Below are 20483 nucleotides of genomic sequence, written 5' to 3' on the forward strand. Positions count from 1 at the left end.
CTTGTGCTAATATAGGGGATAAGAAAGAAAATCTTTACCTTTTTCTAAAGAGAGCTTGGAAATGCTGGAAACCAGGTGTGAGGGTAAGCGACATAGGCACTTTCTGTCCATATTTTATTTTAATTTTAATTAATAATATAGTAATGAAGTCATAAACTAGGGTGGAACCGCGTTTCAACGCCCCTATACAATTTGTATGGGATAATTGAAGTGTGGGCCACCTTTTTGCTATAGAAAAGTCCTTACTTATAAAATGATAAGTAGGGAAAAGCCCTTTCTAAAGAACCAATGAAAAATAAACCTACATAAGGAGTAATAGTAAATGTCAAAGAAATTAACCTTTCAAGAAATCATTTTAACCCTACAACAGTTTTGGAATGATAAGGGCTGCATGTTGATGCAGGCCTATGATAATGAAAAAGGGGCGGGAACTATGAGCCCTTATACCTTCCTTCGTGCTATTGGACCAGAGCCTTGGAATGCTGCCTATGTAGAGCCAAGCCGTCGTCCTGCTGATGGACGTTATGGTGAAAATCCTAACCGTCTTTATCAGCACCACCAATTCCAAGTAGTTATGAAACCATCTCCCTCAAATATTCAAGAACTATACTTGGCTTCTTTGGAAAAGTTGGGAATTAATCCTTTAGAGCATGATATTCGCTTTGTAGAGGATAACTGGGAAAATCCTTCAACAGGCTCTGCAGGACTTGGGTGGGAGGTCTGGCTAGATGGCATGGAAATTACGCAATTTACCTATTTCCAACAGGTGGGAGGTCTTGAAACCAATCCTGTAACAGCAGAAGTAACCTACGGTTTGGAACGCCTAGCCTCTTATATTCAAGAAGTTGATTCTGTTTATGATATTGAATGGGCTCCTGGTGTAAAATATGGAGAAATTTTCTTGCAACCAGAATTTGAACATTCTAAATACTCATTTGAAGTATCAGATCAAGCTATGCTGTTGGATAATTTTGAGAAATTTGAAAGCGAAGCAAGCCGAGCCTTAGAAGAAGGACTAGTACACCCAGCCTATGACTATGTGCTTAAATGTTCTCATACTTTTAATTTGTTAGATGCACGTGGGGCAGTTTCAGTAACAGAGCGAGCTGGTTATATCGCTCGTATCAGAAACCTAGCAAGGCTAGTAGCCAAGACATTTGTTTCAGAACGTCAAAAATTAGGCTTTCCACTATTAGATGAAGCAAGTCGTGCAGAATTGTTGAAGGAGGAAACGAACTAATGGTTAAAAATTTACTTGTAGAATTAGGACTTGAAGAATTACCAGCTTATGTGGTAACGTCAAGTGAAAAACAACTTGTTGATAAAATGGCAGCCTTTCTGACTGAAAATCGTCTTTCTTATGATAGAATTGAAGGTTTTTCCACTCCTCGTCGCCTAGCTTTAAGGGTACTAGGATTGGCAGATAAGCAGACAGATTTAACAGAAAATTTTAAGGGACCTGCTAAAAAAATTGCCCTTGATGCCCAAGGAAATTTTTCAAAGGCTGCTCAAGGTTTTGTCCGTGGCAAGGGTTTAAGTACTGATGACATAGAATTTCGAACAATTAAGGGAGAAGACTATGTTTATGTCACTAAACATGAGTCTGGAAAAGATGCTAAAGAAGTTTTGACAGGGATTCCAGGACTCTTAGCAAGTTTAAGTTTTCCTGTTTCAATGCATTGGGCAGCAAACACTTTTGAATATATTCGGCCTGTTCACACCTTAACAGTTCTCTTGGATGATGAGGCTTTGGAACTTGACTTCTTGGATATTCATTCTGGACGCGTAAGCCGAGGGCATCGTTTCCTAGGACATGAGGTAGAAATTACAAGCGCAGATTCTTATGAGGCTGATTTGCGCAGCCAATTCGTCATTGCAAGTCCTAAAGAACGTCAAGAAATGATTCTTGATCAGATTAAAGAGCTTGAAAAAGTCCATCAGATTCAGGTAGATATTGATGAGGACTTACTCAATGAGGTGCTTAATCTTGTGGAATATCCGACTGCTTTTATGGGATCTTTTGACGCTAAGTATTTGGCGGTGCCTGAGGAAGTACTTGTGACCTCCATGAAGAATCATCAAAGATACTTTGTAGTGAGAGATGCAAAAGGTCACTTATTACCAAACTTTATTTCAGTTCGTAATGGGAATGACAAGCATATTGAAAATGTTATTAAGGGAAATGAAAAAGTCTTGGTGGCACGTTTAGAAGATGGGGAATTTTTCTGGCGTGAAGATCAAAAACTGACTATTTCTGAGTTAGTTGAAAAGTTAGCTCATGTGACCTTCCATGAAAAGATTGGCTCTCTGGCTGAACACATGGCACGTACAGAAGTGATTGCAGCCTATCTAGCTGAGAAAGCTGCTTTATCTGAAGAAGAAAAAGAGGCTGTGGCGCGTGCAAGTCGTATCTATAAATTTGACTTATTAACGGGTATGGTTGGTGAGTTTGATGAGCTACAAGGTATTATGGGAGAAAAGTATGCCTTGCTAGCAGGAGAAAAACCAGCTGTAGCGAAAGCCATTCGTGAACATTATTTACCTAATTCTGCTGAAGGGAAACTTCCAGAAACTAGGGTTGGGGCCATTTTAGCCTTAGCTGATAAATTGGATACTCTTTTAGCCTTCTTTTCTGTGGGACTTATTCCATCAGGTTCAAATGATCCTTATGCGCTTCGCCGTGCAACCCAAGGAATTGTCCGTATTTTAGAAGAATTTGGTTGGCAAATTCCAATGGATGCCTTAATCGATGAGCTTTATGCCTTAAGGTTTGATAGTTTAACCTATAATAACAAGCTTGAAGTAATGAACTTTATCCGTGCTCGTGTGGAAAAAATGATGGGTAAAGCCATTCCTAAAGACATTAAAGAGGCTGTCTTAAATGGAGATAATTTTATTGTTTCTGAAATGTTAGCAGCTGCGCAAGCACTTCTTAAGGCTAGTCAAAGAAGTGACTATAAGAGATCTGTGGAAAGTCTATCACGTGTCTTTAATCTGGCTGAAAAAGCTGATTTTAAGGCTTCTGTAGATAGTACTTTGTTTGAAAACACTCAAGAAGAAAGTCTAGCAGCTGCTATTCTTAAACTTGACTTGGTTGGGAATGCCGATCAGCAGATAGATGCTGTCTTTGCTCTTAGTCCATTTATTAATGATTTCTTTGATCACACAATGGTTATGGTAGAAGACCAAGTCCTTAAAAATAATCGTTTAGCCTTGCTAGCAAGGCTTGTAGCAAAAGCAAAGAAAATTGCAGCCTTTAACCAATTAAATACAAAATAGGTTAAAAGCTAGTCTATTAGAAAGGAATCTTACTCAGATTTTCGAATTTGCAGTAATAGTGGTGAATTACAGTTATGGATCCTAAAAAGATTGCAAGAATTAATGAACTTGCTAAGAAAAAGAAAACAGTTGGTTTAAGTGGACCTGAAAAAGTAGAACAAGCCAAGTTACGTGAAGAATATATTGAGGGCTACCGTCGTTCTGTTCGTCACCATATTGAAGGTATAAAAATTGTTGATGAAGAAGGTAGGGACCTAACTCCTGAAAAATTAAAACAAGTTCAACGTGAGAAAGGGCTCCATGGACGCTCACTGGATAACCCTGATCTCTAAGACCTCAAAACCAGTCTTTATCACTGCTAAGCTACTTTTTATTGTTTAAAAAGTATGGTCTAAACAAGTCAGCTACACCCCTTAAGTTGGATTTTCTTTCCAATTTAAGGTTTTTTTATATGAAATAAGCAGAAATTCTAAGGATAAAGTCATGTAATTATCAGTATTAAAATTGGTTAAAAAGTAAATATTAGAAAAAAATGCTGATTTTTAATATAATAGAAGAAATTAAAGAAAGAAGGTAAGAATTATGGGAATGAAAAAAATTTCAGTAGTGTCTCTAACGGCTTTATCTTTAATCACATTATCCGCTTGTAGTGGGGGTATGAACCATAGCAATAAAACAAGCAATCAAACTAGTACACAAGAAACAAAAAAATCAGATATTTCAGAAAAGAAAGCAAAAATAATTGCCTTCAAGGATGCTTCTGTTTCAGAAGCAGAAGCTAAAATGATTCAAGTCAAGAAAGAAAAAGATGATGGTATTTCCATCTATGACATTGAGTTTAAACATAAAGATAAAGAATACAGCTACACAATTGATGCTAAATCAGGAGATATTCTAGAGAAATCGTCAGAGCCTATTCATGATTAGAATAGCCTCGTTTAAAATCAAGAGGAAAGAGTAGAAGCCTAGCTTCTGCTTTTTTTGCTATCTTATCATAAATTTCTAAGTCATAAAAAATTTCTGATAATACTTTTTGGACATTTTTAGCTATAATAGAAACATAAAAAGAAAACGCTTACCACAGGAGGACGACTAATGTCAGAAGAAAAGTACATTATGGCCATTGATCAGGGGACGACAAGCTCGCGTGCGATTATTTTCAACCAAAAAGGAGAGAAGATAAGTAGCAGCCAAAAAGAATTCCCTCAAATCTTCCCCCAAGCAGGCTGGGTTGAACATAATGCCAATCAGATTTGGAATTCTGTTCAGTCGGTTATTGCAGGTGCCTTTATTGAGTCAAGCATTAAACCGGGACAAATTGAGGCTATAGGAATTACCAATCAGCGTGAAACAACTGTTGTCTGGGATAAAAAGACAGGTATTCCTATCTATAATGCTATTGTATGGCAATCTCGACAAACAGCTCCTATAGCAGATCAACTCAAACAAGATGGCTATACTAAAATGATTCATGAAAAGACAGGGCTAGTGATAGATGCTTATTTTTCAGCTACTAAAATTAGATGGATTCTTGACCATGTCCCTGGGGCACAAGAGCGTGCTGAAAAAGGTGAATTACTATTTGGAACTATTGACACATGGTTAGTTTGGAAATTGACTGATGGGGCTACTCATGTCACAGATTATTCCAATGCTGCTAGAACCATGCTTTATAATATTAAGAATTTAGAATGGGATCAAGAGATTCTTGATATCCTAAATATTCCAAGAGCCATGCTACCTGAAGTGAAGTCAAATTCAGAAGTGTATGGCAAGACAGCTCCTTTTCATTTCTATGGGGGCCAGGTACCCATTTCCGGTATGGCAGGTGATCAACAAGCGGCTTTATTTGGCCAACTAGCCTTTGAACCAGGAATGGTAAAAAATACCTATGGGACAGGTTCATTTATTATCATGAATACTGGCGAAGAGGTTCAACTATCAAGCAATAACCTACTAACGACAATTGCTTATGGAATTAATGGTAAGGTTTATTATGCTTTAGAAGGATCCATATTTATTGCAGGAAGTGCAGTTCAGTGGCTGCGAGATGGCCTTCGTATGATAGAAAGCTCTGGAGAATCAGAAGCTCTAGCTCGTGAATCCACCAGTGATGATGAAATCTATGTTGTCCCAGCCTTTACAGGTTTAGGTGCTCCATATTGGGATTCCAATGCCCGGGGTTCTGTGTTTGGCCTAACCCGTGGGACAAGTAAAGAAGATTTTGTTAAGGCTACTCTACAATCTATAGCTTACCAGGTAAGAGATGTTATTGACACCATGCAAGTAGACTCTGGTATTGATATTCAACAACTACGAGTAGATGGTGGTGCTGCAATGAATAATCTTTTAATGCAGTTCCAAGCAGATATTTTGGGTCTTGATATTGCTCGTGCTAAAAACCTAGAAACAACAGCTCTAGGAGCAGCCTTCTTAGCAGGCCTTGCGGTAGGTTATTGGGACAGTCTTGATTCTTTAAAAGAATTAAATGCGATAGGACAATTATTTAAGGCAAGTATGAATGAATCACGCAAAGAAAAACTATATAAAGGTTGGAAAAAAGCAGTACAAGCAACACAAATTTTTGCGCAAGATACAGAAGAATTATAGGAGGATAAAATGGAATTTTCTAAAGAAACAAGACGCTTAGCTCTCCAGAAAATGCAGGAACGTAACTTAGATTTACTTGTTATTGGTGGTGGAATCACAGGAGCTGGGGTAGCTTTACAGGCTGCAGCAAGTGGTCTAGAAACTGGCTTGATTGAAATGCAGGACTTTTCAGAAGGAACTTCAAGTCGTTCAACCAAGTTAGTTCATGGAGGATTACGTTACCTCAAACAATTTGATGTCGAAGTAGTTTCTGATACTGTTTCAGAAAGAGCTGTTGTTCAACAAATTGCTCCTCATATCCCAAAACCAGATCCCATGCTTTTGCCTGTTTATGATGAAAAAGGCAGCACCTTTAGCATGTTTCGTTTGAAGGTTGCTATGGATTTGTATGATTTATTAGCAGGTGTTTCAAATACAGCTTTAGCAAATAAGGTTCTTACTAAAGAAGAAGTATTAGCAAGAGAGCCAGATTTAGAAAAAGAAGGTCTTCTAGGTGGTGGGGTTTATCTTGATTTTAGAAATAATGATGCAAGGCTAGTTATTGAAAATATTAAACGCGCCAATCGTGATGGAGCCCTCATTGCAAGTCATGTTAAAGCAGAAGATTTCTTATTTGATGACAAGGGTAAAATTATTGGTGTTAAAGCACGCGACCTTTTAACTGACCAGCTTATTACTATAAAGGCTAAGACGGTTATCAATACAACCGGACCTTGGAGTGATGAAGTACGTAACTTCTCAAATAAAGGGGAAGAAATCCATCAACTACGTCCAACTAAGGGAGTACATCTTGTTGTAGACCGTAAAAAATTAAATGTATCTCAGCCAGTTTATGTGGATACTGGTTTAAATGATGGTCGTATGGTTTTTGTACTTCCACGTGAAGAAAAAACCTATTTTGGAACCACAGATACAGACTATACTGGAGATTTAAAAGATCCTAAAGTCAGCCAAGAAGATGTTGACTACCTATTAAACGTCATTAATAGACGCTTCCCTAATGCCAAGATAAGTATTAATGATATTGAAAGCTCATGGGCAGGTCTAAGACCTCTTCTTTCTAATAACAGTGCTTCTGACTACAATGGTGGTAATAGTGGGAAATTAAGTGACCATAGTTTTGATAATCTTATTGAAACAGTTAAGTTATATATTGATCATCAAGAAAGTAGAGATGCTGTTGAACAAGCTATAAAAGCTGTTGAGTCAAGCACTTCAGAAAAAGAATTGGACCCATCAGCTATCTCAAGAGGGTCAAGTTTTGAAAGGGATGCAAATGGACTCTTCACTCTTGCTGGTGGTAAAATTACTGACTATCGCAAGATGGCTGAAGGTGCCTTAGAAGTCATCATCCAAGTCTTGAAAGATGAGTTTGGTAAATCCTTTAAACTAATTAATTCAAAAACCTATCCTGTTTCTGGAGGTGAAATTAACCCTGCAAATGTTGAGTCTGAATTAGAAGCTTATGCCCAACTAGGAACCTTGAGTGGTCTGTCTATGGATGATGCACGTTATTTAGCCAGTCTATATGGTTCAAATGTTCCAAAAGTTTTTGCCTTAACCCGTAAAATCCAAGCAGCACCAGGCTTAAATTTACGTGAAACCCTATCTCTACATTATGCTATGGATTATGAAATGGCACTTCGCCCAACTGATTTCTTCCTTCGTCGTACAAATCATATCTTGTTTATGAGAGATAGTTTGGAAGAATTGATAGAGCCGGTTTTAGATGAGATGGCAAAACACCTATCTTGGTCAGATGAGCAAAAGGCTGCTCAAGAAGCAGAGCTTAGACAAACACTGAAGGATAATGATTTAGAAGCATTAAAAAGAAATAATGAGGGATAAACAATGGATATCTTTGGCGAATTTTTAGGAACTGCCTTGCTAATTTTACTTGGTGACGGAGTGGTTGCCGGTGTGGTTTTACCAAAGACCAAGAATAATAATTCCGGTTGGATTGTTATTGCAGCTGGTTGGGGTATTGCTGTAGCTTTATCAGTCTTTATAGTAGGAAAAATAGCGCCTGGTCACCTTAACCCTGCTGTCAGCCTAGCCTTTGCCCTGCATGGGGATATCTCATGGACACAAGCAATTCTTTATAGTATAGCCCAGTTTTTCGGAGCTATGCTAGGTGCTGTTTTGGTCTTTCTACAATATCGTCCCCATTATCTGCTAGCAGACAATCCTGCTGATATCTTAGGAACCTTTGCTACAGGTCCAGCCTTGAAAGACACAAGTTCTAACCTTTTTAGTGAAATAATAGGAACCTTTGTTTTAATGCTAGGGATTTTATCCTTTGGTCTGTATAAAATGCCTGAAGGTCTGGGCACCTTAGCTGTAGGGGTATTAATCATTGGTATTGGCCTTTCTTTAGGAGGAACAACTGGCTATGCTATTAACCCGGCAAGAGATTTGGGACCACGTATTGTTCACGCATTAATGCCTCTTAAGAATAAGGGAGATTCAGATTGGTCCTATGCTTGGATTCCAATTCTAGGTCCAATTGTTGGTGCATTACTAGCTGTCTTACTCTTCCAAATGATGAGTTAAGTCTTTAGCTAGTTAACTTTCAAAAAGAAAAAGGGAACAAAAGAAATTAGAGAGTTCCCTTTTTTGCATTAAAACGTTTTCAAAAACGGTTAATTATTGTTACAATAAGATGATGGAAAAAATAAGAGAAAAAATACACATTATTGGAGCTTCCTTTGCAGGGCTTGCCTTTGCCAAAAAGATGATAGCCCTAAAGCCTGATATCGAACTAATTATCATTGATAAAGAAAAAAATGCCAACTATATTCCCAATGGTCTTAATCTTTTATTTCGAAAACAAATTTCCGACTTAACAGAAGCAAGTTGGCAAAATGATGACCTTATCTCGCGCCCTCATGTCCTTTTTTGGGAGGAAGAGGTTCTGGCGATAGATAGTCAGGCTAAGAGACTTCAATTAAAAGATAAGAAGGGCCGCCTTCACTTTGAAAACTATGAGACCTTAGTTTGTGCTATGGGTGCTGTAGCAGAATCTTCCTATATAAAAACTAGTCCCAAATGTCCAAGGATTATAACAACTAAATATTTTGAAGCCAGTCAAAAAGCTCTGCCTTTAATTGAAAATAGTCAGGATATTATTGTTGTAGGAGCTGGTCCAATAGGCTTAGACATATCTTATAGTTTAACCTTACAGGAAAAAAAGATAAACCTTGTTGAAGCAGCTGATTATCCGGATTTTCACCAGACAGATAGTGATATGATAGGTCCACTACTAGATGAAATAAAAACTAGTTCCGTGAAGTTGTTAAGAAGGCAACGGGTAAATGAAATTGAAGAAGTAGACCAGAAGGTCCTTGTAAAAACGGATAAAGGGACTTGCCTTAGGGGAGATTTAGCCATCTTAGCAGTTAACTTTAGGCCAAATAGTCACTTATTAGAAAATCAAGTGGTCTGCAATCTTGATAAGACAGTAAAAGTTAATCAGTACATGCAAACTAGTAAGGCAGATATTTTTGCTATTGGTGACTTGGTATCTTTAGAACTAGCTGGCATGGGCATGACTTACCATACTTCCTTAATTAATCAGGCTATTAAAACAGGTCAGGTTCTGGCTTATCATTTATCAGGAATTAAGACACCACCATTAAAAACAGTTAAAATAGTGGGCAGTTTTCACTTTGGCTATTACAGATCAAGCCTTGGCCTGACAAAAGATGAGGCTGATTTGTATGAAGATGCATTTTCTTTCCTTTATAAAAGCTATACAGATAGGCAAAAAAAGCAATTACTATGGATTAAACTAATTGCTTCTCAAAAAGATGGACGCTTGATTGGTGCCCAGCTAATCTCCAAAGAAAATAATCTCCTTTTAGCTAACCAGCTAGCGCAAGCCCTCCAATACCAGTTAACAGTTCAAGATTTGGCCTTTCAAGACTTTATCTATTCAAAGAATGAGTGTGAACTAGGCTATCATTTACATCAAGCTTGTTTACAAGCCTTTGAAAAGAGGATGAGCTATGAGAATTGAACAGTTAATGGATAAGGAAAGAAGAGCTCAGTATCTGTTATTAATGAAACTCTATCAGACAGATCATCTATTATCCTTAAAAGAGGTCCTTAATCACTTCAATCTTTCAAAGGTTACCCTAATCAAATATATCAGTAACCTCAATCAATTACTTGCTGTGGCAGGACTTTCCTCGTCTATTAGCTTAGAACAGGATTTATTAGAGCTTTCAGATGATGGGCAGTTTACTTGGCCAGAGCTTCTTGATATTTTGCTAGAGGATTCTATTCCCTATCATATCTTACTTTACCTCTATCGGCATGAAACCTTTAATATAAGCAGCTTATCTCAAGAATTAATGATTAGTGAGGCAACCCTCAATAGGCACCTAGCCTATCTAAATACTTGCTTAGAAGAGTTTAACTTATCTATTTGGCAAGGAAAACAAATAGGAAGTGAGATTCAGTGGCGCTACTTTTATTATGACTTATTTAGTCAGAGCCTTTCTTCTGATAAGTTAAGCTGTCTTATTTCTGGCTTAGACAGGCAAAATCTTCTGAACCTAATTGAAAAAATGGTAGGGCAAGAACTGTCAGAAGATACTTTACAAACCATCTTATTATGGCTGGCTATTTCTCAAAACAGGCTAAGTTTTACAGGGGATAAGAGCTTTGCTGGGGATTTAGACTTGGCTTTTATTGAAGAAAATGTCTTTTTTACCAGACTAGAAAAAACCATGATTCATTATCTAAGGCGCTATGCTATTGAGTTTGATACCTTTGAGGTTAAAAGTTTATTTGTTTTCTTGTTGTCTTATCCGATTTTGCCAATTCCTTCAATGGAGTATATTCTAGGTTTTGGTGGTCCAATTGCAGATAAAATATCTGAGGCCCTCTGGTTATTGCGCAAGGCTGATATTATTGGGGAGAGAACAAAAGAAGAACTCATTTATGGTTTAGGGGTCTTTTTTTCACGGGCCTACTTTTTTAGAGGGGCTATTATAAGTAGAAACAATCCAACACAGGCTCTTTATCAGCTAGTAGAGGAAGAAAAAAGAGAAAAGGTTCACTTTATTATTGGTCACTTCATTATGCAAGCAGGAGATAAAACTCTACAGGAAACAGACCTTGCTAAGGTCTTAAGCTATGATTTGTTAGAGTTATTAATCTTTTCTATTGAAAGGCACCATAGGCCATTAGAAATAGGATTGGATTTTGGGTCCAATCGAGTCCAGCAAGCCATCGTTGAGATAAGTATTAGAAAACATCTAGAAAATAATAGGAATTTTCAGCTTGAAAGCTTTGCGACAGAAAGAAGCTTTGATTGCATTATTCGTTATAAAAAATGTCCTTATCTGGGGGAATTGCCCTGCTATCACTTAAAAGACTATAGCTCACCTTTGGAATTGAAGTATTTGGAGGAATTTTTAAAGGAACTTCACTATCACAAAAACAATCAGAAAACTGTAAGAGAGAAGTAGCAACTTGCCAGTCTATTTTTGAACACAGCTCTGTGTGATACTTGGTCTTTATTATCAGGATACGAGTATTTATAATAAGTAATGGACAAGGGGCAAAAATGAAATTGTCGTCACTTTTTTATTATTTTGGAATATATTAGGAGGAAGATAAAATGAAATTTTTCTTAGACACAGCAAACGTAGAAGCTATCAAAGCTATTAACGAGTTAGGCTTAGTGGATGGAGTTACCACAAATCCAACCATTATTTCAAGAGAAGGTCGTGATTTTGAAACAGTTATCAAAGAAATTTGTGAGATTGTTGATGGGCCTGTTTCAGCAGAAGTGACAGGTTTAACAGCTCAAGAAATGGTTGATGAAGCGCGTGTTCTTGCTAAATGGCATAAAAACATTGTTGTTAAAATCCCAATGACTACTGAAGGCTTAAAAGCAACTAAAGTCCTTTCAGCAGAAGGAATTAAAACAAATGTTACTCTAGTCTTCACAGTATCTCAAGGTTTAATGGCTATGAAGGCTGGTGCAACCTATATTAGTCCCTTTATTGGACGTTTAGAAGATATTGGTTCAGACCCTTATCAATTAATTGCTGATTTACGTGAAATTATTGATTTGTATGATTTTAAGTCAGAGATTATCTCTGCAAGTATCCGTAATTCAGCCCATGTTGAAGCTGTTGCAAAATTAGGTTCAGATATTGCTACTATTCCTGATAATGTCTTTGAAAAAATGACACAACACCCATTAACAACAAATGGTATTAAACAATTTATGGACGATTGGGCAGCGTTTAAAAAATAAGAACAAGCAAGCCTAGTTGCAAGAAGTAACTAGGCTTATTCTTAGGGTAATAGGATAAAAAACAGTTCTAAACCCCTAAATAAAGAGTTCTCTTCCTAGGAATAATTGTCACCATTTCCTTTAAATATGGTACAATGGTCTATAGAAAACGGTTAATTTAAGAACTGGAAAAAGAAAGGTTTTACTTATGACATTTGATGCAGTTGATCAGTTGGCAGTCAATACTGTCCGTACACTTTCAATAGATGCTATTCAAGCAGCTAACTCAGGTCACCCTGGCCTTCCAATGGGAGCAGCTCCGATGGCGTACGTCCTTTGGAACAAGTTCATGAATATCAATCCAAAGACTAGTCGTAACTGGACAAATAGAGATCGCTTCGTCCTTTCAGCAGGACATGGATCAGCAATGCTTTATAGTTTATTACACTTAGCTGGCTATGATCTTTCAGTAGAAGATTTGAAGAACTTCCGCCAATGGGGTTCAAAAACACCAGGACATCCTGAGGTTAATCATACAGACGGAATTGAAGCAACAACAGGTCCACTTGGACAAGGGATTGCTAATGCTGTTGGTATGGCTATGGCAGAAGCCCATCTTGCTGCTAAATTTAACAAACCTGGCTTTAATATTGTAGACCATTATACCTTTGCCTTAAATGGTGACGGAGACTTAATGGAAGGTGTCAGTCAAGAAGCAGCCAGTCTTGCAGGACACTTAAAATTAGGCAAATTAGTTCTACTTTATGATTCAAATGATATTTCACTTGATGGCCCAACATCAATGGCTTTCACAGAAGATGTTAAGGGACGTTTTGAGGCCTATGGTTGGCAGCATATTCTTGTTAAAGATGGTAATGATTTAGAAGCTATTGCTAAAGCAATTGAAGAAGCAAAAGCAGAAACAGAAAAACCAACTATTATTGAAGTTAAAACCATTATTGGTTTTGGTGCTGAAAAACAAGGAACCTCAGCAGTGCACGGTGCCCCACTTGGTGCTGAAGGAATTACCTTCACTAAGAATGCTTATAAGTGGACCTACCAAGATTTCCATGTGCCAGCAGAAGTTAAGGAACGTTTTAAAGAAGGCCTTCAAACTCGTGGTGAAGAAGCAGAAGCAAAATGGAATGACTTATTTGCTAGCTATCAAGCCCAATATCCAGACCTTGCCAAAGCTTATCAGGAAGCCTTTGCTAACCAAGCAATCTCAGTTGACTTGAAAGCTCATGAAGTAGGAACTTCTAAAGCTAGTCGTGTTTCAAGTCAGGAAGCAATTCAACAAATTTCAGAACAGGTAGCTTCTTTCTGGGGTGGTTCAGCTGACCTTTCAGCTTCCAATAATACTATGGTTAAAGTTGAAAAAGATTTCCAACCTAGACAATTTGAGGGAAGAAATATCTGGTTTGGTGTCCGTGAATTCGCAATGGCAGCCGCTATGAATGGTATTGCTCTTCATGGTGGTACACGTGTTTATGGTGGAACTTTCTTTGTCTTCTCAAATTACCTATTGCCAGCAGTTCGTATGGCAGCTCTACAAAATTTACCAACTGTTTATGTGATGACACATGATTCTATTGCAGTTGGTGAAGATGGTCCAACTCATGAACCAATTGAACAGTTGGCAAGTGTCCGTTCTATGCCAAACTTGAATGTTATTCGCCCAGCTGATGGTAATGAGACAAATGCAGCTTGGAAACGTGCCTTGGCAGAAACTGACAAACCAACTATGCTTGTGTTAACACGTCAGAATTTACCTGTTATTGAAGGAACAAAAGACCTAGCTGAAGAAGGCTTAAATAAAGGAGCTTACATCTTATCAGAAGCAAAAGGAGATTTAGAAGGTATCCTTATTGCAACTGGTTCAGAAGTTAAGCTAGCAATGGATGCGCAGGCAGCCTTAGAAGCTGAAGCTATTCATGTTCGTGTGGTATCTATGCCATCACAAAATATCTTTGATCAACAATCAGCTGAATATAAAGAGGAAATCCTTCCATCAGCTATCACTAAACGCTTAGCAATTGAAGCAGCATCAAGCTTTGGTTGGGCAAAATATGTGGGGCTTTCAGGCAAGACCTTAACTATTGATACATGGGGAGCATCTGCACCAGGAAATCGGATCTTTGAAGAATATGGTTTCACAACTGAACATGCAGTAGCCCTTTACAAATCACTCTAAAAACACTTTAGTTATCAAAAAGAAGTATGCAGAGAAGTAAGAATTCTTATTTCTCTGTATTTTTTTGCTATGATAGTCACTTTTTTGGGGAGAGGAGTTTTTTTCAGACATTGACAAATAAGCCTAAAAATACTAAAATAAAAGTAACTTTTGTATTAATTAAAAAGTACAATTGCTGGGAGACTAACTTATGAAAATGAGATATTTTTCTTTGATAAGAGAGGGAAAAAATGATTGAATTTAAACATGTTTCAAAAATTTACGGGGAAAAAGAAGCCCTTAGTGACTTAAATCTTACGATCAAAGATGGTGAAATTTTTGGCTTGATTGGCCACAATGGAGCTGGTAAAACGACAACTATTAGTATTTTAACTTCCATTATAGAAGCTAGTTATGGAGAGGTTTTTGTGAATGGTGACCTTTTAAATGAAAACCGTGATAAGATAAAAAAATTGATTGGTTATGTTCCAGATTCACCAGACCTCTTCTTAAATTTAACAGCTAATGAATATTGGCATTTTCTAGCTAAAATTTATGAGGTTCCTGAACAAGAGGCCAAAGAACGTATTTATGAATTGAGTCATCTTTTTGAAATGGATGAGGAAATAGATAATAGTTTAGATAGCTTCTCACATGGGATGAGACAAAAAGCAATTGTCATTGGTGCCCTTATTTCAAACCCAGCTATTTGGGTACTTGATGAGCCCCTAACAGGATTAGACCCTCAAGCTTCCTTTGATTTAAAAGAAATGATGCGCCAACATGCAGCTTCTGGTAATAGTGTCCTATTTTCAACCCATGTTCTTTCTGTAGCCGAGCAACTTTGCGATAGAATTGGTATATTGAAAAAAGGCAAGCTTATCTTCCTTGGAACTATTGAAGAACTTAAAGCTAACCAAGCTGACAAGGACTTAGAAACTATTTACTTAGAGTTAGCTGGTCGTCAAGCACTAGGGGAGGACTAGTATGATGAAATGGTCTACTGTTTGGGAGCTAACTAAGATTAATATTCTGTATTCAAACCCCCAGAGCTTGGCAGCTCTAAAAAAGAAGCAAGAAAAGAAGGGGAAGAAAAACTTCAAAGCCTATAAAGCAATGCTTAGACAGCAGGCCTTTACTACCTTTGTTTTCCTCTTCATCTATATATTTATGTTTTTTGGCTTTGATTTTAGCAGCAATCCAGGCTATTTCTCATTTTATATTGCCTTATTTTTTGTCATGTCTACCTTGACAGCCTTTAACTCACTTTATACTATTTTTTATGATAGTAATGATTTAAAATTGTATGTCCATTTGCCGATTGATTCTAAAGAGATTTATGTAGCAAAATTTTTGTCATCACTAGGGATGGGGTCCATGTTTTTAATGCCCTTACTCTCGCTTTTTATTATTACCTATTGGCAAATCTTAGGGAATTTTTTGGCTATTCCCCTAGCTTTAGTTTTATTTGCCATATTATTTATAAGTTCCAATGTTTTAGCTCTTTATTTAAATACTTGGATTGGAAAAATTATTGTTAGAAGCCCAAAGAAAAAGTTAATTTCAACCATTCTTATGTTCTTTTCTACCTTTGGAGCCATTGCCCTAATTTTCTTTTTGAACTTTACAAATGGTAAACGTATGGCAAGTGAGGGAGCAATAAGTGATTATGCCTTAATTCCATATTTTAGAGGCTACTATGATACCGTTCATCAGCCATTCTCTCTGCCAGCTCTTTTCCATTTTTGGCTTCCCCTTCTTGTAATAGCTATAATGCTAGTTGGTATTGTAAAAAGAGTTATGCCAAAATATTATGAAGAAGCTTTGTATGTTAGTGCTAAGATGCAAACAAAGAAAAAGACCAAACCTAAAAGTCATGCCTATGTAGATAAGTCTCTATCTCACTTAATGCGAAAACATCATTTATCTACCATACAAGATTCTAGCTTATTAATTCAGACCTTTTTGATGCCACTTATCTATATTGTGGGTTTTACTATGCCTTTATTAACAGGGGGAAACCGATTAATGAGTTATTTGACCAATGACTATTTTGGGATTGCCTTTGCTTTTGGTATTATTATTGCTAGTATGTGTGTCTCCCCTTCGTCATTTGTTGGTGTCGGTATTTCTGTAGAAAAAGATAATTTTATCTTTCTTAAGAGTTTACCAATTGTCTTTACTAAATTTCTAAAAGAGAAATTTTACTTCCTTTTATTTCTTCAAGTGCTTATTCCTATAATTTTCTATACTATCTTTTTGCTACTTGTCATAAAAGTAAGACTTGTACTTGCTATTGCTTTTGTAATAGGTTACCTCTTAACCTGTTTTGTTCAAGGGCAATGGATGTATAAACGTGATCTTAAACATTTAAATTTAAAATGGCAAAATATGACCCAGTTGTATACACGCAGTGGAAGTCAGTGGCTAACGCTCGCCTTTATCATGGGCTCAATGATGATCGGATTTAGCCTGATAGCCTTATTAGCCATCTTATCGATGATAACCCATCAAGCACTCTTGATTAATAGTTTATTTGTTATTGTAGCTCTTATTGTTTTTGTAATATTAGAGCTTATCCTTAAGAAGATTTTTTGGGATAAATTAGCCCTGCTTATAGAAGAACATTCTTAAGTGCAAAAAGAAGATCACTGACTCAGGTGGTCTTTTTCTTTACTTAAAAATCAGATAATCCCTTAGAAGGACTTTTCAGCTTTAATTTTTATGCTATAATCTTCATATGCTAAAACGAAACTTTGAAAATGTAAATAGAATAGTTATTAAAATAGGAACCAGTTCCTTAGTGCAAGCTGAAGGGAAAATCAACCTTGAAAAAATAGACCATCTGGCCTTTGTTATCTCAAGCTTGATGAATAAGGGAAAAGAAGTTATCTTGGTCTCCTCAGGAGCCATGGGTTTTGGTTTAGATTTATTAAAAATGGCAAAACGTCCCAGCCAGCTTTGTAAGCAACAGGCCATCTCTAGTGTTGGTCAGGTTGCCATGATGAGTCTCTACTCTCAGATTTTTTCTCATTATCAAACAACTATTTCTCAAATCCTTCTGACCAGAGATGTGGTTGAATACCCTGAAAGCCTAGAAAATGTTACTAACACCTTTGAAAGTTTATTATCCCTCGGTATCTTACCTATTGTCAATGAGAATGATGCTGTTAGCGTTGATGAGATGGATCATGCAACCAAGTTTGGAGATAATGATAGGTTATCAGCAGTGGTATCTAAGATTACAAGAGCAGATTTACTCATTATGCTGTCTGATATTGATGGCTTGTTTGATAAGAATCCAACTATTTATGAAGATGCTAAGTTAAGAAGTCAGGTGACTGAAATAACAGAAGACATTCTTAAGTCTGCAGGTGGTGCAGGTAGTAAGTTTGGAACAGGAGGTATGCTCAGTAAGGTCCAATCAGCCCAAATGGTCTTTGATAATAAAGGCCAGATGTTACTGATGAATGGAGCAAATCCCCGAGACATTTTAGAGGTTCTAGCAGGTAAGGAACTAGGAACTTGGTTTATTGAAAATAAAGGAAACTAATATGACGATTATTGAAAGCTTAGGAAAAAGAGCAAAAAAAGCTAGTCAAGAACTTGTGAACTTGTCTACTCAGGAAAAAAACCAATTGTTAAACAGGCTAGCAGAGGAATTACTTGCTCAAACTTCTTATATCTTAGAGGAAAACCAAAAGGATTACCAGCAAGCTAAAAAGCAAGCCAGTTCACAGATTATGCTAGATAGGCTTTTGCTGACAGAAGAACGCCTTCAGGCAATTGCAGAAGGAGTTAAACAGGTTGCAGATTTACAGGATCCCATTGGTCAGGTTATCCAGGGCTATACTAATAAAGATGGCCTAAAGATTGTTCAAAAAAGAGTTTCACTTGGGGTTGTAGCAATGATATTTGAAAGTCGTCCCAATGTTTCAGTAGATGCCTTTTGCCTTACCTTTAAAACCAATAATGCCATTATCCTTCGTGGTGGAAGAGATGCCCTACATTCTAACAAGGCTCTGGTCACAGTTATTCGAGATAGCTTAAAAAAATCTTCTATTTCTATTGATGCAGTACAGTTGTTAGAAGATCCTTCACACGACTTAGCTCAAGAACTTATGTGTGCTACTGAATATGTAGATGTACTGATTCCTCGAGGCGGAGCTAAGCTTATTCAAACGGTCAAAGAAAAAGCTAAGGTACCAGTTATTGAAACAGGTGTCGGTAATGTCCATATTTATGTTGATAAAGACGCTGATTTAGATATGGCAGCAGCTATCATCATGAATGCTAAAACACAACGTCCAAGTGTTTGTAATGCCGCAGAGAGTCTTCTGATTCATGAGGAGATTGTGGATTCTTTCATTCCCTTACTTGAAAAAACTCTGGCAAATCAGCAGAAAGTTATGTTTAGGGCTGATAAAAAAGCACATCAGATTTTTCAAGAGTCAGAATTAGCGACAGAAGAGGATTTTTCAAGAGAGTATTTAGATTACATGATGTCAGTAGCAGTGGTGGATTCAGTAGATGAGGCTATTAAATGGATTAACCATTACTCAAGCCACCATTCAGAGGCTATTATTACTAATAACCTTCAAGCTGCTGAGAAGTTTCAAGATCTCGTTGATTCTGCTGCTGTCTATGTCAATGCCTCAACACGTTTTACCGATGGTTATATTTTTGGCTTAGGAGCAGAAATTGGAATATCAACTCAAAAGATACATGCAAGAGGTCCTATGGGCTTACAGGCCTTGACCAGTAGTAAATATTATATTAATGGGACAGGGCAAATTCGTAAATAAATTATAAGGGAAGTTATCAAAGCTAGCGCTTACAGGCTTCCTTTTTGTTTTCTTAATATCTAAAATATGATAGAATTAAAGATATGACAAATGAATTTCATCATGTAACGGTTCTTCTTAAAGAGACTGTGGATATGCTTAAGGTAAAAGCAGACGGTATTTATGTCGATGCAACTCTAGGTGGCGCTGGGCACTCAGCTTATTTGTTGTCCCAATTAAGTGAAAAAGGACATCTCTATTGTTTTGACCAAGATCAAAAAGCAATCGATAATGCCCAAAACGTCTTAAAAACCTATATTGATAAGGGTCAAGTGACCTTTATTAAAGATAATTTCCGTCATTTAAAGACACAGTTAGCTTCTTATGGAGTAACTTCAATTGATGGCATTCTCTATGATTTAGGTGTATCAAGCCCACAATTAGATGAAAGAGAAAGAGGGTTTTCTTACCGACAAGATGCTCCTTTAGACATGCGCATGGATTCGGATGCCTCTTTAACAGCTTATCAAGTGGTTAATGACTATGATTTCCATGATTTAGTTAGAATTTTTTTCAGATATGGTGAGGATAAATTCTCTAAGCAAATAGCAAGGAAAATCGAGCAAGTACGTGCTCTCAAGCCTATTGAGTCTACAGAAGAGTTGGCTGAGATTATCAAATCTGCAAAACCCGCTAAAGAACTCAAGAAAAAAGGACATCCTGCTAAGCAGATCTTCCAAGCCATACGCATTGAAGTTAATGATGAGCTAGGAGCAGCGGATCAATCTATTCAAGATGCCATGTCGCTTTTAGCTTTAGATGGTAGGATTTCTGTTATTACCTTTCATTCTTTAGAGGACCGTTTGACCAAGCAGCTTTTTAAAGAAGCTAGCACGGTTGATGTTCCTAAAGGCCTACCTTTTATACCTGAGGATATGCACCCTAAATTTGAATTAGTAACTCGAAAGCCTATTCTCCCTAGTCAAGAAGAGTTAGCAGTTAATAATCGGGCACATTCAGCAAAATTGCGTGTGGCCAGAAAAGTTCGGATTTAATACTATGAATAATGAAAAAAGAACCCAAGCAGTCACAACTGCCTTACAAAATAGAATTAGAACTTTCTCACGAATTGAGAAAGCTTTTTATAGTGCCATAATTGTCACAGCTATTACTATGGCTGTTAGTATTATCTATCTTCAGAGTCGCAAATTACAACTCCAACAGGAGATTACAAGTTTAAATAGGCAGATTAGTGACAAAAAATCAGAACTCAATAATGTAAAGCAAGAGGTCAATGAGTTATCACGCCGTGATAGAATAGTTGATATTGCTGGTAAAAATGGTCTCAGTAACCGAAATGATAATATTAAGAAAGTGGACTAAT

Annotated in this window: 17 protein-coding genes; all 17 read left to right on the top strand. The window is 37.1% G+C overall.

Going from position 1 to position 20483, the window contains the following annotated elements; genetic code table 11:
- The first annotated feature begins 322 nt into the window (after nucleotides 1–322).
- The 17 genes from glyQ to ftsL all read left to right on the top strand — a co-directional run bounded on the left by glyQ (nucleotide 323) and on the right by ftsL (nucleotide 20482).
- On the top strand, nucleotides 323–1240 hold the full coding sequence (gene glyQ / locus A3GU_RS0106090) for a glycine--tRNA ligase subunit alpha (RefSeq protein ID WP_018366653.1): 918 nt from the start codon (nucleotides 323–325) through the stop codon (nucleotides 1238–1240).
- Nucleotides 1240–3279, top strand: coding sequence for a glycine--tRNA ligase subunit beta (gene glyS / locus A3GU_RS0106095; RefSeq protein ID WP_018366654.1), 2040 nt, complete (start codon nucleotides 1240–1242; stop codon nucleotides 3277–3279). Before glyQ ends, glyS begins: the two co-directional genes overlap by 1 nt.
- A 74-nt stretch (nucleotides 3280–3353) precedes the next feature.
- A complete protein-coding gene (locus tag A3GU_RS0106100) occupies nucleotides 3354–3611 on the top strand; it encodes a DUF896 family protein (protein ID WP_018366655.1) in 258 nt (85 codons plus the stop codon).
- A 250-nt stretch (nucleotides 3612–3861) separates the two neighbouring features.
- Nucleotides 3862–4206 carry a PepSY domain-containing protein gene (locus A3GU_RS0106105; RefSeq protein ID WP_018366656.1) on the top strand — a complete coding sequence of 115 codons (345 nt, stop codon included), beginning with the start codon at nucleotides 3862–3864 and terminating at the stop codon, nucleotides 4204–4206.
- 168 nt (nucleotides 4207–4374) lie between these two features.
- Nucleotides 4375–5889 carry a glycerol kinase GlpK gene (glpK, locus tag A3GU_RS0106110; protein WP_018366657.1) on the top strand — a complete coding sequence of 505 codons (1515 nt, stop codon included), beginning with the start codon at nucleotides 4375–4377 and terminating at the stop codon, nucleotides 5887–5889.
- 9 nt (nucleotides 5890–5898) lie between these two features.
- Nucleotides 5899–7737: a type 1 glycerol-3-phosphate oxidase gene (gene glpO, locus A3GU_RS0106115; protein WP_018366658.1), complete on the top strand. Its 1839-nt coding sequence runs from the start codon at nucleotides 5899–5901 to the stop codon at nucleotides 7735–7737.
- A gap of 3 nt (nucleotides 7738–7740) precedes the next feature.
- A complete protein-coding gene (locus A3GU_RS0106120; protein WP_018366659.1) occupies nucleotides 7741–8442 on the top strand; it encodes an MIP/aquaporin family protein in 702 nt (233 codons plus the stop codon).
- A gap of 112 nt (nucleotides 8443–8554) precedes the next feature.
- The gene (locus A3GU_RS0106125) at nucleotides 8555–9907 is read left to right on the top strand and encodes an NAD(P)/FAD-dependent oxidoreductase (RefSeq protein ID WP_018366660.1); all 1353 of its coding nucleotides are present in this window, start codon (nucleotides 8555–8557) and stop codon (nucleotides 9905–9907) included.
- Nucleotides 9897–11366 carry an AcpB/EbpR/MafR family transcriptional regulator gene (locus A3GU_RS0106130; protein WP_018366661.1) on the top strand — a complete coding sequence of 490 codons (1470 nt, stop codon included), beginning with the start codon at nucleotides 9897–9899 and terminating at the stop codon, nucleotides 11364–11366. The genes A3GU_RS0106125 and A3GU_RS0106130 overlap by 11 nt, the downstream gene beginning before the upstream one ends.
- 152 nt (nucleotides 11367–11518) lie before the next feature.
- Complete coding sequence (gene fsa, locus A3GU_RS0106135; RefSeq protein WP_018366662.1) at nucleotides 11519–12163, top strand: fructose-6-phosphate aldolase; 645 nt, start codon at nucleotides 11519–11521, stop codon at nucleotides 12161–12163.
- Between the two features lie 187 nt (nucleotides 12164–12350).
- Complete coding sequence (gene tkt / locus A3GU_RS0106140) at nucleotides 12351–14336, top strand: transketolase (protein ID WP_018366663.1); 1986 nt, start codon at nucleotides 12351–12353, stop codon at nucleotides 14334–14336.
- Nucleotides 14337–14566: 230 nt separating this feature from the next.
- Complete coding sequence (locus tag A3GU_RS0106145; protein WP_018366664.1) at nucleotides 14567–15301, top strand: ABC transporter ATP-binding protein; 735 nt, start codon at nucleotides 14567–14569, stop codon at nucleotides 15299–15301.
- 4 nt (nucleotides 15302–15305) lie between these two features.
- The gene (locus A3GU_RS0106150) at nucleotides 15306–16949 is read left to right on the top strand and encodes an ABC transporter permease (protein ID WP_026216467.1); all 1644 of its coding nucleotides are present in this window, start codon (nucleotides 15306–15308) and stop codon (nucleotides 16947–16949) included.
- Between the two features lie 106 nt (nucleotides 16950–17055).
- Nucleotides 17056–17868, top strand: coding sequence for a glutamate 5-kinase (proB, locus tag A3GU_RS0106155; protein ID WP_018366666.1), 813 nt, complete (start codon nucleotides 17056–17058; stop codon nucleotides 17866–17868).
- A gap of 1 nt (nucleotide 17869) precedes the next feature.
- Entirely contained in the window at nucleotides 17870–19120 is a 1251-nt protein-coding gene (locus tag A3GU_RS0106160) for a glutamate-5-semialdehyde dehydrogenase (RefSeq protein ID WP_018366667.1), read from the top strand.
- 83 nt (nucleotides 19121–19203) lie between these two features.
- Nucleotides 19204–20154 carry a 16S rRNA (cytosine(1402)-N(4))-methyltransferase RsmH gene (gene rsmH / locus A3GU_RS0106165; RefSeq protein ID WP_026216468.1) on the top strand — a complete coding sequence of 317 codons (951 nt, stop codon included), beginning with the start codon at nucleotides 19204–19206 and terminating at the stop codon, nucleotides 20152–20154.
- Nucleotides 20155–20158: 4 nt separating this feature from the next.
- A complete protein-coding gene (ftsL, locus tag A3GU_RS0106170) occupies nucleotides 20159–20482 on the top strand; it encodes a cell division protein FtsL (RefSeq protein ID WP_018366669.1) in 324 nt (107 codons plus the stop codon).
- Nucleotide 20483 lies beyond the last annotated feature (1 nt).

The organism is Streptococcus didelphis DSM 15616, from assembly GCF_000380005.1.
Taxonomy (GTDB): domain Bacteria; phylum Bacillota; class Bacilli; order Lactobacillales; family Streptococcaceae; genus Streptococcus; species Streptococcus didelphis.

Excerpts from the sequence above, each read along its gene's own strand:
- A3GU_RS0106100 (WP_018366655.1), top strand. The coding sequence starts at position 3,354 with ATGGATCCTAAAAAGATTGCAAGAATTAATGAACTTGCTAAGAAAAAG.
- A3GU_RS0106125 (WP_018366660.1), top strand. The coding sequence starts at position 8,555 with ATGGAAAAAATAAGAGAAAAAATACACATTATTGGAGCTTCCTTTGCA.
- A3GU_RS0106105 (WP_018366656.1), top strand. The coding sequence starts at position 3,862 with ATGGGAATGAAAAAAATTTCAGTAGTGTCTCTAACGGCTTTATCTTTA.
- glyS (WP_018366654.1), top strand. The coding sequence starts at position 1,240 with ATGGTTAAAAATTTACTTGTAGAATTAGGACTTGAAGAATTACCAGCT.
- A3GU_RS0106150 (WP_026216467.1), top strand. The coding sequence starts at position 15,306 with ATGAAATGGTCTACTGTTTGGGAGCTAACTAAGATTAATATTCTGTAT.
- fsa (WP_018366662.1), top strand. The coding sequence starts at position 11,519 with ATGAAATTTTTCTTAGACACAGCAAACGTAGAAGCTATCAAAGCTATT.
- glpO (WP_018366658.1), top strand. The coding sequence starts at position 5,899 with ATGGAATTTTCTAAAGAAACAAGACGCTTAGCTCTCCAGAAAATGCAG.
- glyQ (WP_018366653.1), top strand. The coding sequence starts at position 323 with ATGTCAAAGAAATTAACCTTTCAAGAAATCATTTTAACCCTACAACAG.
- glpK (WP_018366657.1), top strand. The coding sequence starts at position 4,375 with ATGTCAGAAGAAAAGTACATTATGGCCATTGATCAGGGGACGACAAGC.
- ftsL (WP_018366669.1), top strand. The coding sequence starts at position 20,159 with ATGAATAATGAAAAAAGAACCCAAGCAGTCACAACTGCCTTACAAAAT.
- A3GU_RS0106145 (WP_018366664.1), top strand. The coding sequence starts at position 14,567 with ATGATTGAATTTAAACATGTTTCAAAAATTTACGGGGAAAAAGAAGCC.
- tkt (WP_018366663.1), top strand. The coding sequence starts at position 12,351 with ATGACATTTGATGCAGTTGATCAGTTGGCAGTCAATACTGTCCGTACA.
- rsmH (WP_026216468.1), top strand. The coding sequence starts at position 19,204 with ATGACAAATGAATTTCATCATGTAACGGTTCTTCTTAAAGAGACTGTG.
- A3GU_RS0106160 (WP_018366667.1), top strand. The coding sequence starts at position 17,870 with ATGACGATTATTGAAAGCTTAGGAAAAAGAGCAAAAAAAGCTAGTCAA.
- proB (WP_018366666.1), top strand. The coding sequence starts at position 17,056 with ATGCTAAAACGAAACTTTGAAAATGTAAATAGAATAGTTATTAAAATA.
- A3GU_RS0106130 (WP_018366661.1), top strand. The coding sequence starts at position 9,897 with ATGAGAATTGAACAGTTAATGGATAAGGAAAGAAGAGCTCAGTATCTG.
- A3GU_RS0106120 (WP_018366659.1), top strand. The coding sequence starts at position 7,741 with ATGGATATCTTTGGCGAATTTTTAGGAACTGCCTTGCTAATTTTACTT.